The organism is Clostridium sp. JNZ J1-5 (assembly GCF_053901425.1).
Map to the genome: position 1 here is coordinate 290375 of NZ_CM132773.1, position 14444 is coordinate 304818.

Annotated in this window: 13 protein-coding genes; all 13 read right to left on the reverse strand. The window is 29.5% G+C overall.

Annotated elements, in window-relative coordinates; all coding sequences use genetic code 11:
- Window positions 1-3: 3 nt before the first annotated feature.
- Window positions 4-402, reverse strand: a complete 399-nt coding sequence (gene rbsD, locus ACWW38_RS01450) for a D-ribose pyranase (RefSeq protein WP_456259055.1) — start codon at window positions 400-402, stop codon at window positions 4-6.
- Between the two features lie 33 nt (window positions 403-435).
- Window positions 436-1362, reverse strand: coding sequence for a ribokinase (gene rbsK / locus ACWW38_RS01455; RefSeq protein WP_456259056.1), 927 nt, complete (start codon window positions 1360-1362; stop codon window positions 436-438).
- 61 nt (window positions 1363-1423) lie between these two features.
- Window positions 1424-2452 (reverse strand): LacI family DNA-binding transcriptional regulator, encoded by a 1029-nt coding sequence (locus ACWW38_RS01460; protein WP_456259057.1) that lies wholly within the window; start codon window positions 2450-2452, stop codon window positions 1424-1426.
- 422 nt (window positions 2453-2874) lie between these two features.
- Window positions 2875-4314, reverse strand: a complete 1440-nt coding sequence (locus tag ACWW38_RS01465; RefSeq protein WP_456259058.1) for a PH domain-containing protein — start codon at window positions 4312-4314, stop codon at window positions 2875-2877.
- A gap of 4 nt (window positions 4315-4318) precedes the next feature.
- Window positions 4319-4840: a PH domain-containing protein gene (locus tag ACWW38_RS01470; protein ID WP_456259059.1), complete on the reverse strand. Its 522-nt coding sequence runs from the start codon at window positions 4838-4840 to the stop codon at window positions 4319-4321.
- A 157-nt stretch (window positions 4841-4997) separates the two neighbouring features.
- A complete protein-coding gene (locus ACWW38_RS01475; RefSeq protein ID WP_456259060.1) occupies window positions 4998-5381 on the reverse strand; it encodes a response regulator in 384 nt (127 codons plus the stop codon).
- 257 nt (window positions 5382-5638) lie between these two features.
- On the reverse strand, window positions 5639-7162 hold the full coding sequence (locus ACWW38_RS01480) for a hypothetical protein (RefSeq protein ID WP_456259061.1): 1524 nt from the start codon (window positions 7160-7162) through the stop codon (window positions 5639-5641).
- 222 nt (window positions 7163-7384) lie between these two features.
- On the reverse strand, window positions 7385-8503 hold the full coding sequence (locus ACWW38_RS01485; RefSeq protein WP_456259062.1) for a 2-hydroxyacyl-CoA dehydratase subunit D: 1119 nt from the start codon (window positions 8501-8503) through the stop codon (window positions 7385-7387).
- A gap of 2 nt (window positions 8504-8505) precedes the next feature.
- Entirely contained in the window at window positions 8506-9762 is a 1257-nt protein-coding gene (locus ACWW38_RS01490; protein WP_456259063.1) for a 2-hydroxyacyl-CoA dehydratase subunit D, read from the reverse strand.
- A 22-nt stretch (window positions 9763-9784) separates the two neighbouring features.
- Window positions 9785-10570, reverse strand: a complete 786-nt coding sequence (locus ACWW38_RS01495; RefSeq protein ID WP_456259064.1) for an acyl-CoA dehydratase activase — start codon at window positions 10568-10570, stop codon at window positions 9785-9787.
- A 120-nt stretch (window positions 10571-10690) separates the two neighbouring features.
- Entirely contained in the window at window positions 10691-11104 is a 414-nt protein-coding gene (locus ACWW38_RS01500) for a VOC family protein (protein WP_456259065.1), read from the reverse strand.
- Window positions 11105-11157: 53 nt separating this feature from the next.
- On the reverse strand, window positions 11158-12717 hold the full coding sequence (locus tag ACWW38_RS01505; RefSeq protein ID WP_456259066.1) for an acyl CoA:acetate/3-ketoacid CoA transferase: 1560 nt from the start codon (window positions 12715-12717) through the stop codon (window positions 11158-11160).
- A 422-nt stretch (window positions 12718-13139) separates the two neighbouring features.
- Entirely contained in the window at window positions 13140-14321 is a 1182-nt protein-coding gene (locus ACWW38_RS01510) for a class I SAM-dependent methyltransferase (RefSeq protein WP_456259067.1), read from the reverse strand.
- Window positions 14322-14444 lie beyond the last annotated feature (123 nt).

Here is a 14444-nt window from a genome sequence, read left to right on the forward strand (position 1 = left end):
TTACTAATAAGCGCATCCAGCAACTAATATTACACTTGGGTAAGGTGTGAACTCACCTGTTCTTATTATTGCTCTTGCTGATTTTGTTTTTTCTTTTAATTCAACGTGCTCAACATATTCAATTTCGATATCTTTAGGTAGTGCTTCTAATATTTTTTCATGCATTTCAGGACTCACAGTCTTTAATTCATTAGCTAGAATAGCTTTTTCTACAACTATTTGCTTTAATATTTCCTCTAAAACATCTAAATATCTCGGTTCATTGGCTTTCCACGCAAGATCTATTCTTTCTACTCCTAATGGCATAGGTAGCCCTGCATCACTTACAACAAGCATATCCTTATGCCCTGTACTAGCTAATACATTGGCAATTTGTGGATTTAATATTCCTGTCTTTAACATATATATCCCTCCAAATTTATTTAAGTTTCTGTACTATTGGTTTAATAATAAATTATCTATTTCTTCTCTATAAGGCATTGCTGGTGCTGTTCCTATTTTAGTAACTGATAGAGCTGCTACTGCATTAGCAAACTTTGCAGCTTCAAATATATTTTTTTCTTCTGCTAGAGCAGTAACCAATCCTCCATTATAAGCATCTCCCGCCCCGGTAGTATCTACAGCATTTACTTTTATACTTTCTATAAACTCAGTCTTTTCTTCAGTTACAACTAGAGCTCCTTTACTTCCCAAAGTTATAATAACGTTTTTTGCACCTTTATCCATTAGAACCTTTGCAGCTTTTTTAGCATCTTCCACATCATTTACCTGAATTCCAGATAATATAGATGCTTCAACTTCATTAGGTGTTAGAATATAGACTTTCTTCATTATTTCATCTGGTATCTCTTGAACTGGTGCAGGATTTAATATAACCTTTACATCACTTTTATAAGCTATATCTACTGCTTTTTCCACTGCATCCACATTAGTTTCTAATTGAGTTAAAAATACTTTAGAGTCTTCTATGGATTTTCTTACAGATTCAATATCACTAGAAGTAATGTTATTACATGCCCCTAGAGTAACTACTATTTCGTTTTCACTTGTATTTTCATCTACCATTATTAAAGCTGCTCCTGTAGGGTTTGTATCATCTTTGAATATATATTTTGTATCAATTCCTTCTTTTTCAAAGCTTTTTATAGCTATATCTCCAAATTCATCCATTCCTATTTTAGATATCATAACTACATTAGCTCCAGCTCTTTTAGCAGCTACCCCTTGGTTTGATCCTTTTCCTCCAGGTCCAATTTTAAATGTAGATCCTTTTACAGTTTCTCCCTTTACAGGTAAATGAGGTGTTCTAGCCATTAAATCTACTACAAAGCTACCCATTACAGTGATCGTATTATTTTTCATACCTATCCCTCCTTATTTATGTAACCGCATACATATTTCATCAAAATGAATTCAAAATAATTTATTTATTATTTCCAACTAATTTTTCTGATCCTTTTAATATTAATTTAGGTGATAATATTATCCTTTTTGTATGAGGATCATCGTTATTTTTCAATCTCTCAGATAATATAGTCATTGCAACCTTTCCCATTTCTGTTGTAGGTCTAGAAACAACACTTACCTTTATCCCTAATACATTCAACATTTCTATTTCATCAAATCCTATAATTGCTATATCTTCAGGTATTCTTATATTTTCTTCATACAGTGCCTTAATACAACCTAAGGTCATCATATTATTACAAGTAAATATAGCGGTTGGTCTGTCTTTCATTTTCATAATTTCTTTTGTTATGTTATAACCACTCTCTAGCTTAAAATCTCCATAAAAAACGTAATTTTCATCTATATTTAATCTGTTCATTGCCATAGCCTTTTCATAACCTCTAACCCTATCTCTGCCAGGTTTTGATGTAGTTGGGCCAGCAATTATTGCAATTTTCTTATGACCTTCTTTTATTAAGGCTTCGGTAGCTTCAAAGGCTCCGTTAATATTATCCAAAAAAACTCCATCAAAATTTGAATATTTAACATCTCTATCTATTAAGACAATAGGTATTCCTAAGTTTTCTAAGGCATTTAAATAATCAGCATTAAATTGATTTTTATCAGAGGTAGGAGTAATTATTATCCCCCTAATTCTTTGTTCTTTCAAAAGTTCTAATGCTTTAAATTCTTTTTCTATATTCTCATCCGTATCTGCTAAAAGCATGTTTAGGTTTTCACTATCTGCTATCATAGATATTCCTTTTATAACCTCTCCAAAAAACGGGTTATTTATATCAGGAACTAGCACTCCAATTATATTGGTTGTATTTTTTGACAAGCTTCTAGCAACGGCGTTAGGTGAATAATTTAAGTCTTTCATTATTTCTAAAATCTTTTGTTTTGTCTCTTCTTTTACATATCCAGAGTTATTTAAAACTCTCGATACTGTTGCAGATGACACCCCAGCTTTCTTTGCGATATCGTTGATTGTAATAGCCATATTTTATGCCCTCCTACCCAAGAATGTGTAATCGCTTACACATAACTTAACTAAATTATATTACAATTAATATTTAATTTCAATATATTATTTTAAAATTTTTTAAAATTTATTAGTTACTTTTATAACATAATTATTTATAAACCGCAATTAAGTATATACTAAATCTTTTTTTAATAGTAAGTATTGTATCATATATGTAAAGAGCACGTACTATTAGCCTTATTTTTCGCTTTATATTAATTATAAGTATTAAGTTAAAAATAAAAGCTGAAAGATTATTATGTAAGCTGTTACACATATTAATCTTTCAGCTAAATAGATAATTATATTGCAAACACATTTAATTTTAAGGCTCTGTTTTAAATGAATATTCATTTTTACATTCATTTAAAACTCTCCTCTAATATGTTAAGGTTATTTTAATAATCTATTTTTTCCTTTAGTTCTACAAAATATGAATTTTTTAAATGCTTAATATCTATACTACTATTAAGTTTATTGCCATAATACTCTACATTGTAACTGCATAGATTTTTTCTTCTTTGAAAATAGTTTGAAGTAATGGAAAGAGACTGTATACTTGGTATTTTTACTACTACAATCTTTTTATAAAATCCTCCAAAAGCACCTACAAATATATTGTCATCAAAACCCATAGAAGTATTTTTAAAATTTATATATCCATTTAATACTACCAATGGTAATACTAAGAAGCTTAAATATCCCTTTGAAAATATCTTAGTTAAAACTAAACAAAATGCTATAGCAATTGTTATTGGTATAAATAAGAACTTACTTATAGCTTCTTTCGGTGGCTTAAACATCTCGCACTCATATCTAAATTCAGGGGCTAGCCCGTATATTAGCTTCCTTACAAATTCTATATTTGCTGTAGGATATAATATAGCTTCTTCTTTTTCTTCATTTCCATATCCAATAGTAGTTACTTCAACGTTATATAAATTAAATTTTTGTTTTATAAAATTTTGTTTAAGTTTTATTGCGTGTATACTCTTTGTAGGCAAAGAGTAGGCTTTTTTATTTATTAATCCATACTCAATCTTTATATTTTCACCTTGTTTATACACTTTAAATCCATAGAGTTTTACTATATTTGATGCTATAGAAAATATTATAGATACAATCCAAAAAAAAGTTATAAGTTGCAAAATACTTATAATTATAAGTGACATTGATTTACTTGATAATTCACTTATATTAAAATACTTATCTAGAGTTTCTGATACTTTTATTCCAAAAACGTCTAAAATATCATCTAAAAAAGTAAATGCCGAAAAAATCACTCCAAGTCCAAAGACAAAATTATTTTTTGTTATAGCATCAATTAAAAGTTCTTTTAAGGATACTTCAAATATGTTTTTCTTGTCTTCATAGTAATCCTCTATTTTTCTTTTTTCTGGTGCTCCTACTTCTGTATCAGCACTTAATATTATATCTCTTACTTTAAAAGCTGCTTCTTTAGCTAAAATAATATCTATTTCAGTGGAATTTGACTGAATACTTCCACTATCTATCTTTAATCTAAATGTATTAAAAAATTTTTGAACTATACTCTGCTCAAGATCTACAGTAGTAATCTTATCTATAGAAAGCTTTAATACATTCTTTTTTAATATTCCAGTTTCATAAACTAAAATATCATCACTTATATAAAATAGAGTTTTATGCCACTTTATAAAAGCTAATATAATAATTATTAAAATCATACCCGCTATAGCTATTACTCCTTTTAAATGGAGTTTAACTAAAAGTATAACAATTAAAAAAGTCATCTCTTTTACCATCTTAAATATACTAACAAGTACTGAAGAAATGTGATTTTTTTGAGCCTTATCCATAACATCATCCCTTTAACTGCATATTTTCTTCTTCATTTATAAGCTTCTCTTTTATCCTCTCATTTACTTTTATGTGAACCTTGTCTTTTAAATAAGTTGATATTTCTTCAGCTTTTTCTTTTGGAAAACCTGGAATTTCATGAACTCCTCCAGCGGTATGGATTTCAATATCAGCTAAATTAAATATCCTATTTATAGGCCCTTGGCTTATTTTAACATGCTGTATCCTAACTATAGGTACTATTGTAGTCGTTAAAAAATATATCCCATGTATAAATTCTATTCTATCTTCAGTAATTATATATTTCCATTGCTTATATTCTATTGAAGGATGTATAAATGTGTTTATAATCAAAAGTAATACTATAACACCCACTACAATGTTAGCAATAAAACTATGGCTAGCAAGCTTGTTTTTTAATACTATTCTTAAAGTTATAAGTATTCCACTTATAATAATCAGAGCAATTAGTCTAGATATAAACCAAGATTTTTTTGCTTTTTCATCTAGTCTACTGTATTCCATTTAAAGCCCCCCTCTCTCAAATCATTATGTCCTCTTTAAATTATACAGTAAATAATCCAATTAATTTTAAACTTTATTTATTCTTTATAATTTTTCATAAAAAAACTTCTTAAGTATTTAAACCCTTAAGAAGTTTTTAATTTCTAAAATAGCAATGTTATTCTGAAAAAACTCTATTTACTAAATTAACAAGTTCAGCTTTAACTAAATCTTTTTTTATAAAATAAGTAGCTCCTAATGCTTCACAAGTACCTAATTCATTTGAGAAGTGATCTTTTCCTCCATCGGAAAGAACAATTATTTTTATATCTTTATACTCCCTTTTCAATTCTATTACCACATCTAATCCGCTCTTTTCAGGCATAAATATATCTGTAATTATAAGATGAATATTTCCATTCTTCTTATATACTTCAATTCCTTCTTTACCATTACAAGCTTCACAAACATTATAATTAGCTTCCTCTAAAATATTTTTTATAAAGTTTCTAACACTTGCAGAATCATCAATTACCAGTATATTTTTCTGCTCTACTCTCATATTTCTTAACCTCCATATCAAATTATGAATAGGTATTTAATAGAAAACAGTAATAATCTGTGCTCTATAAAAAATTTTAGTAGTTAACATCATATTTCATATTTCTTTATAAAAAGCTAAATTACACCTATATTATAGTTGTTTTTAGTGCAATTTTCAACATATAATGCAAATTATTAAATTTGTGTTGTTTTATAATTTAACTTCTTATGGTAATAGTTGGATTTATCTTCGTAAAAACAAAAGCACTTTAATATTTACTCTGGCTTCTTATTATAATCTTTTGCTTCTATCATTCTAAAAAACATAGGTCCATACTTTTCAAAAATTTGTTCTACTGCATTAACATCATATTCTACACAAAAATCCTTATCTTTTATGAATAATAGATATTCGTTAATATGCCTAACAAGCTTTTCATTTATAATAGTATAAAACAAAGGTGCAGAATTAGTAATATAACTTGAATTCTTCTTCAAAAAAACTTTTTTATTATTTGCATAAACTGAAATTTTAAAAAATTTTATTCCATAATTAAGTAATTCATCATCCAGAATTGTAAACTTAATATCATTATTTTTCTTCATAGATTCTATTATATTAAGGGCATGTTTCTTCCTTTGCTCTGTAGATAAATTATACACAATGTCACTATATACTATCTCCCCATCTTCAATATACTTCATAAGTGCAGACTTTACTATGATAAAATTAATTGTGCTTTTTTCAAATCTCTCTTCCCATGTAATTTGTAATTTTCTAATTAAAAAAGCTGTAGCATCTCCAAAGCCTTGCCTATATGCTGTGTCAATGATGTCTGAAATAACTTCAGAAGGTAGTAGAAATTCAAATCCTCTAGTAGAAAGAAATTTAAACTCATCATTAGAATAAAAATCTGTCCTATATCCACCTTGTTCTAAAGCCGAAGTCTCTGTGGACTTAATTAAAATATCTCCTATTCTAAACTTTGAGACAGTTTTATCATAAATTTTATTTACTGTTTCCTGATCTGTTATGACATTTGCTATCTCTATCAATCCATCTGAATCTAAAGAAACAATAATAGCAAATTTATCCCTAATTGCTATTATATTTAGTTTATCCATGTCTTTATTATCAAAAAAATCAAATTCTACATTCCATCTTTTGTTTAATATAAAATAAATTCTCCACAAATAAAAATTAGGATTCCTTTCAAATTCATTCATATCTAATCCAACTTTAGCACTAACTCTAATATCTTTAAACTTATATTCTTCCATTATGTCAAGATTGATATTGGAGGTAGATTTGCATATATCGATTGTAGATAGAAATTCAATATCAGTTGTTGAATTCTCAATAGTAGTAGAAATAATATCTCTTATAAAATCAGTAGCTTGATTTTTGCCAAGGATAACTTTCATTTCTTCCTGCTTTTTTTCAGGTACTCCATATAAATCGTTTTCCGACTTTTTATATGCATTATGTAATAAATCATATATGTGATCTTTTAATATATTACTAATTGATGGATCATCACTCTTTACAATTTCTTCAATTTCGAAAGTTTTATAAAATTCATCAACTCTACCCTGCCTTATAATCTCATCTGAAAAAATTGTTGCCGCTTTATCATTAATAGTTGAAATATTTTTAAGAGTAGGTATTTTAATATTTTTACACCATTTACTTATATATGATATGTCATATCCTACAGCTTTAGATAACACTATAAATTTAGTATCAGTAAAACGTAATAGTTCTTTTAACATAGAACCATACTTTTTTGTTTTTTTCATCTGGCACCTCCAAACTTTAGGCAAAAAAAACAAATCAATTCTATAATATTGCTAGTTTATAGACTTGATAGCTCCAACAAACTTTGTATATATTATAACAATTATAGTTTATAAATTCAATGTTACCTAAGTTCAAAAGAAAGAAAAACCTTGCAATGGCATGTTTTTCAAGCCTTACAAGGTTTTTACTTTTAATAAAATATATTTAATTCTACTCTAAAATTACATCATTTCAACAAAGCTTTGTACTCTTGTTTTAACTTGTTCAAAAGCTGTTGATTCTTGATCTATTTCTATATATAAGTTTTTAATTCCAGCTTCTTCGAATTGTGCATAGTAAATTGGATAATCAAATTCTTCAGGATCACAGAATTTCATCATACAAATAACAACTGCATCTGCATTATACTTTTTAACCATATCTATAAGCATTTGGCCTCTTGGCTTCTTAGCATCTGTAGCAAGAGAACATCCGTCAAAGTTTTGCCACCATTTAGCTAATCTGTATAATGGATCTGTTCCTTCTGGAACATCAATTCTAAATTGTCTTGATTCTTGTGCAAGATCATCTGCAACAACGGCTAAACCATTCTCTTTGAAAATTTCTAATACTTCATTTGGTTCAGCAGTAATACCTGTTAAAATAACCTTCTTGCCTGTCCAAGGTTCAACAGGTAGAGCTTTAATTTCTGCAATTAATTCTTTTACCATAGCTGTATGCTTTGATTTTTCCATGAAAAGTCTTGATTTTATAACAGCATGACGTTTTATTGGATCAATAACTTGTGGATACTCAGCTGCAATATCTGAGAATTCACGCATAACTCTACGATTTTCATTGTATATTTCAATACTATTGCTTATTGCTTCATCTGTAATTTTAACATTTAATATTTTTTCTAATTTTTCACGTACAAGCTTAAACTCTTCAACTAAGAATTTGTTTGCAGCTTCTATCTTTCTATTTTGAGGATGAGTGAATACAATTACAGGAGATTTTCCTTTCCATTTTTGGCTAAGACACTTTAATGTATCACAAGGAACTGAAAAAACTACAGCTTCCAAATCATCGTATACACCTTCAACTTGCATTTCCATAACAGATTGCATTATTGAACAAGCAAATGGAGGTAGATATGCACGTGCTTTAGAAATACTTTTTTGTCCACCCCAAATACCTATAGGAAGGAAACCTGCTGCATGAACTATTTCTTCTGGAGAATAAACAGGCATAATACCAACTGCACCCTTGCCAGTTTCTTTTTTATAATCTTCCATAGCTTTTCTAGGGTTACTTGAAATTGCTGCTAATTCATTTATAATACTTTCGATTCTGTTCATTATTATTCCTCCTTACCTTGCTTCATCATTTCATCTAACGCCTGTACACGTGTTTCATACTGTGCAGGAGCAAAATTACGAGGATCAGTTTGATCTCCATCAAAACTTACATATGGTAATCCATTTTGTTGTTGTAAAATCTCAGCAGTTTCTTGATTTAAGAAACTCATTAGCTTACAGCTTCTGTTAAGGTGATATAAAACACCATCACATTTTCCTCCGGTAATTATATCGTTAAGAACCTTAACTCTGTTATCAAGGCAAGTATTTATATATACTCTAGTGTAAGCATCTGCCATTGAGCTCATGTCTCCTGGTGTATAAGTAAGGTTCCAAATACCAGGGTAAGCTGAACCAGTCATTATAGTACCAGTATTTTTTAATGTTTTAAATGTATGTCCAAGGTGTGGCCAAACAGCTATACCTTCCCAAGTAACACGTTTTTGTTCATTTCCTTTGAATGCATAAACTCCATTTTTAAGATTTTCTTCAAGTTCATCTGCAAATTTCTTAAATGTAATTTCAGCATAATCTCTACTTCTAGCACAAACGATAAGTGCCATAAAGTTGAAAAGATCAAAACCATTTAAAGGTGATGGTTTATATGATAGTAGAGAAGCTAATCTGTTCCATTGAGCAACAGAACGCTGAGTTTGTTTTTGTACTTCTAAGAATTTATCATAGTCAAATTTTCTTCCACAAACTTCTTCAAGTTGAGCAATAGCTTCCTTAAATTGTTCAGCAATATAATCTTTTGCATATTGTGGAATTGGCATTGTATGGTTAAATGGTACGTCAATTATAATACAAGGAATATTTAATTCTGCTGCAAGATTTTCATACCACTTTAATAATGTATTACAAATATTATTACATGTTATTATAAGGTCAGGAAGTGGTACATCTGCTGCTGGAGAATTTGCAAGCTTTTCAGGAGTTTTTCCTGTTAAAGCCTTTTCTTTTAAAAGTTCCATATAGCCAAGATTTACTCTTGCATAAGAACAAAGGTCAACATTATATCCTTTTCTATCTGCAACTTCAATCATATCTAGTGCACCTTTTCTTGCACCTATTCCAGCAGCATGTGTTTCAGGATATACCATAGCAATATCCATAGCAACACAAAATTCTGGAGGAGCAACAGATGCTGACCAGCAAACAAGTTTTCCTTCTCTTTTAGCTTGTCTTGCTTCTTCATCTAATTTTTCCTGATAGTAACCTAATAATTGTTTTGCACTCATTTCTGCTATATCAGTCATTTTTATCCCTCTTCCCTTTATTTTATTTTTTAGATTTATTAGCTTCCTCATAGGCAAATATAGCTGCACCAAGTGCACCTGTAATTTGAGGATTTGGCGCTACAATAACTTGTCTTTTAAGTTCTCTGCTTATGGCTCTAACAACTCCTGCATTTTGTGCAACACCTCCGCACATAACAACATCATCTTCTAATCCACCTCTATAAGCTAGGCCACAAGCCTTGCTAGCAACCGACTGGTGAACTCCGGCAATGATGTTTTCCCTAGCAATTCCCTTTGAAAGCTGAGATATTACCTCAGATTCTGCGAAAACTGTGCAAGTACTGCTGACAGTGGCTGGTTCTGTTGCGCGGCTATCATATTCTGCCATTTCATCCAGTCTCACTTCAAGAACTCTGGCCATTACATCAAGGAAACGTCCTGTTCCAGCGGCACATTTATCATTCATAAAGAATTGCTTAACATTACCTTTACTGTCGAGTCTAATTGACTTAGCATCTTGACCCCCAATGTCTATAATTGTTCTTGCTGTAGGTACTAAAAAGAAAATTCCTTTAGCATGACAACTAATTTCACTGATTTGTTTTTGTGCTTCTTCCACATTAAATCTTCCATAACCAGTAGCAACAACTTTTTCTATATCTTCTATCTTAAGCCCTGCACTTGTAAGAGCTTGATTTAATGCACGTTTAGGTCCTGTAGAGCCTGTTCCAATCTGAACAACTTCTGCAGCAATAATCTTACTTCCATTTTCAAGAATTACTACTTTTGAGGATGCAGAACCAATGTCAATTCCCATTGTAAACATTGTATATCCTCCTTTTTATAGTTAATAGTTTTTACCTACTTCTTATTTATCATGGTTATTTATTTAACAAATTTGATTAAAAATTATCTTGGATAAAATTCAAAGATATTCTATATGAAATTATCTTTCAATTGGTCCAACACTTTGTACATATTCAACAAGTATTCCTTGTCCGTATTTTGGTCTTAAGAAATTAACTATAATGTCACTTGTTCCTTGTACAGCTTTTCCTTCAAGCATTTGCATTCCTTTGCTTTCAAAGTCTTGACGTATAGCTTCAATATCATCAACTTCAAATGCGATATGAGCAATACCACCTTTTCCGTCGTTAAACTTAGTAAGAACTCCTGATGTTGGAATAATTAATTCAACTGGGCTTTCATTTTCTTTATATTTTGTGAATATTACCTCAGCAGAGTATGCTTCAACATATCCTGAATAGTCAATTTCTAAATCAAATGTTTCAAGAAATTTTAGTGCTTTCTCTTTTGTAGGCATAATAATACCAACGTGGTGCATTCTCATAGGTTTCATAATTTTTTTCCTCCTAATATTTAAATATTATATTTAAATTTTAATTATTTATATTATTTTTTTAATTCCATTTTTTCTTCTCTGAATATTCTTGAATCCATAATCTTAACTTTATCTTTATCATACTTAGGAACGAAATCCATTAAATCTACAATTTGTGTTTGGATATCTATTCCTGGAGCAACTTCTATTAAGTGAACTCCATCTTCTCTTAATTCAAACACAGCTCTTTCTGTTATATATAGTACAGGTTGTCCTTTTTTAACTGCATATCTTCCACTGAATGTAACCTGTTGAACTTGTTTTATAAATTTACGTTCTTTACCTTCTTGTTCTATTATTAATTTTCCATCTTCAATTCTTGTTTTTAAACCGCCTGCTGTAAAAGTACCACAGAAAAATACTTTTTTAGAATTTTGAGTTATATTGATAAATCCACCACAGCCAGCTATTTTTGAACCGAATCTACTAACATTAATGTTACCATTCTCATCACATTGAGCTAATCCTAAATATGCCATGTCAAGACCGCCGCCATCATAAAAATCAAATTGATATGGTTGGTCAAGAAGACAATCTGGATTTAAACTTGATCCAAATCTAGGTCCGCCTTGAGGAATACCTCCTATTGGTCCTGATTCAACAGTTAGTGTCATGTAGTCTCCAATTCCTTCTTCACTTGCAACTTGAGCAACATATTCTGGTGCTCCTACTCCTAAGTTAACAACCGCATTTTCTTCTAATTCCATAGCTGCTCTTCTACCAATAATCTTTTTAGCGCTTAATGCTAAAGGTTTAGGGTTATCTATGATAACTTTAGCTTCTCCAGAAATTCCTGGTTCATAATCTTGTCCCATACTTTGTTCTTGGTCTTCCTTATTTGCTATTACAACAGCATCTACATAGATTCCTGGAATTTTTACTAGTCTAGGATCTAATGTACCTCCTTTGACAACCTTTTCAACTTGTATAATAACTATACCGCCGCTATTTTTAGCTGCTTGTGCTATTGATGTTCCTTCAAGAGGAGTTATTTCTTTTTCAAAAGTTATATTACCATATTCATCTGCATATGTTGCTCTAATAAATGCAACATTTATAGGGAAAGCTTTATATAAAAGCATTTCTTTACCATTTATTTCTACAACTTCTACTAAATCTTCTGTTGTTCTTTCGTTTATTTTACCTCCACCATTTCTTGGATCTACAAAAGTATCTAAACCAACTTCTGTAAGTGTACCAATTCTATGTCCAGCAATATCTCTTAATAAATATAAAAGTGCTCCTTGAGGTAGGTTATATCCTTCACATTTATTACTAACACACATTTCTCCTAATCTTGGTGCAGTAGCATAATGTCCTGCTATTACTCTCTTAATCATACCTTCATGTGCAAAATGATCTCCACCAGTCTTTCCATCTCTATTACCTTGAGATGATGGATAGAAAAGTGTTAAATTTTTAGGAAAACTAGTCTCTAAAAATCTTTTTTCTAATGCTTTAGTTAATGTTTCTGGGTTACAGCTAGCAACAAAACCAGTTGTAGTAACTGTGTCACCATCTTTAACTAATTTAACTGCTTCTTCGGCTGTAAGTATACTAACTTTTTTCATATTCTTCCCCCTAACTACATTTATAGCATTAAAATCTGCGCAGATTTTAAATTCTAAGTTCTTAAATGACAAGGTATAAAATTTACACATTTCAAATTTAAAAATGTCAAAATGTGTTTCTAAATTCATTTTAATACTAGTTAAAGGGAAATAAAACAAGATTAAATTGATTAACGTTGGAGAAAATAATTCAACTATTGCATGTTTAAAATTCAAGTTGATTCATATCTTTTCAACTAAATACCCCTTGCATTTTACATATAATCTGTTATTAAATAGAGGATTTTATATAAAATTTAATTAAAAATGGAGATCTATACCCTATAAAAGGTATAAATCTCCATCCTTATTGAATTCTTTAATTAAATATTTACTGTAAGAGAATACTATCAGCACTCTTAAGTTGATAAGATTTTATTCTATTAATCATATTTATATAAACTCTCTCTTGTTAATGGTAGTTCGTTATTTAATCCTCTTGTAAATAAAAATTGGTGTACATCTATTGGCCCATAGTGAAAAGATGCTGCACAGGAATTTAAGTATAATCTCCACATCCTAATGAACTTATCATCTTTAATCTGTTTTATGCTTTCAATATTTTTCTCAAAGTTTTCCGCCCAACATTCTAATGTTTTCTTGTAATGCAATCTTAAACTTTCTAAATCAATTAAATGCAGGTCATTTTCACCCATATTATATACCAACTCCCTTATAGATGGTATATATCCTCCCGGGAATATGTATCTTTTAATCCATTGATTAGCTTCGCCTTCCTTTTGTGCAGTAATACAATGAAGTAATCCTACTCCTTTAGGTATTAAAAGATCCTTTATTTCTTTTATATATAAAGGAATGTTTTCTCTTCCTACATGTTCTATCATTCCCACACTGGTTATTTTATCAAACTTCTCTCCTTTCTTAATTAACTCTCTATAATCTATTAATGCTACTTCTACTTGTCCTTCCAAGTTGTTTTCTTTGATTCTTTCCTTTACTTTATTGAACTGTTCTTGGCTTAAGGTTATTCCTAATGCCTTAACATTGTACTCTTTTGCTGCAAGAATTATTAATTCTCCCCAACCACATCCTATATCAAGTAATCTATCTCCGCTCTTTAAATTAAGCTTTTTCAATATATGATGTATTTTATTCATTTGTGCTTCATATAAAGAATTATCTTCTTTTCTAAAATACGCACAGGAATAACTCATTGTTTCATCTAGCCATAATTTATAAAAATCATTCCCTAAATCATAATGATATTGAATATCTTCCTTACTGTTTTTTATGCTATTAGATGCTATTTTATACAATTTGGCAAAAGCTGACGAATTATGTAAGAAACTTTTTTCATTTTTATATACAGATTCTATTACTTCTTGAATATTACCTTCAAAATCTATACTATTATTCATGTAAGCTTCTCCAAATGCAAGAAATGGATCAGTTAAAATATCTTTCTTTGATATTTTTTCTCTTATGTATATCTTAAACTTAATATCCCCTTCACCATGTTTTTCGCTAGTGCCATCCCAATAATGTACTTCAAAAGTATCAGAGAATAATTCACTTAAAAATTTACTTATAAAAAATTTATCCATTTATTTCACCTTCTATAGATATAATTAAGCATAAAAGCTGCTCTACTTATATACTATGGTAGTTTCTTTATTTTTTATAGTCAATTACATACTTTGGGATTAATTTCAAGTATATTAGACTTA

Coding starts and splice junctions, on each gene's coding strand:
- rbsK (WP_456259056.1), bottom strand. CDS start 1,362: ATGAAAAATAATACGATCACTGTAATGGGTAGCTTTGTAGTAGATTTA.
- ACWW38_RS01490 (WP_456259063.1), bottom strand. CDS start 9,762: ATGACTGATATAGCAGAAATGAGTGCAAAACAATTATTAGGTTACTAT.
- ACWW38_RS01510 (WP_456259067.1), bottom strand. CDS start 14,321: ATGGATAAATTTTTTATAAGTAAATTTTTAAGTGAATTATTCTCTGAT.
- ACWW38_RS01460 (WP_456259057.1), bottom strand. CDS start 2,452: ATGGCTATTACAATCAACGATATCGCAAAGAAAGCTGGGGTGTCATCT.
- ACWW38_RS01495 (WP_456259064.1), bottom strand. CDS start 10,570: ATGTTTACAATGGGAATTGACATTGGTTCTGCATCCTCAAAAGTAGTA.
- ACWW38_RS01470 (WP_456259059.1), bottom strand. CDS start 4,840: ATGGAATACAGTAGACTAGATGAAAAAGCAAAAAAATCTTGGTTTATA.
- ACWW38_RS01465 (WP_456259058.1), bottom strand. CDS start 4,314: ATGGATAAGGCTCAAAAAAATCACATTTCTTCAGTACTTGTTAGTATA.
- ACWW38_RS01500 (WP_456259065.1), bottom strand. CDS start 11,104: ATGAAACCTATGAGAATGCACCACGTTGGTATTATTATGCCTACAAAA.
- ACWW38_RS01480 (WP_456259061.1), bottom strand. CDS start 7,162: ATGAAAAAAACAAAAAAGTATGGTTCTATGTTAAAAGAACTATTACGT.
- ACWW38_RS01505 (WP_456259066.1), bottom strand. CDS start 12,717: ATGAAAAAAGTTAGTATACTTACAGCCGAAGAAGCAGTTAAATTAGTT.
- ACWW38_RS01485 (WP_456259062.1), bottom strand. CDS start 8,503: ATGAACAGAATCGAAAGTATTATAAATGAATTAGCAGCAATTTCAAGT.
- rbsD (WP_456259055.1), bottom strand. CDS start 402: ATGTTAAAGACAGGAATATTAAATCCACAAATTGCCAATGTATTAGCT.
- ACWW38_RS01475 (WP_456259060.1), bottom strand. CDS start 5,381: ATGAGAGTAGAGCAGAAAAATATACTGGTAATTGATGATTCTGCAAGT.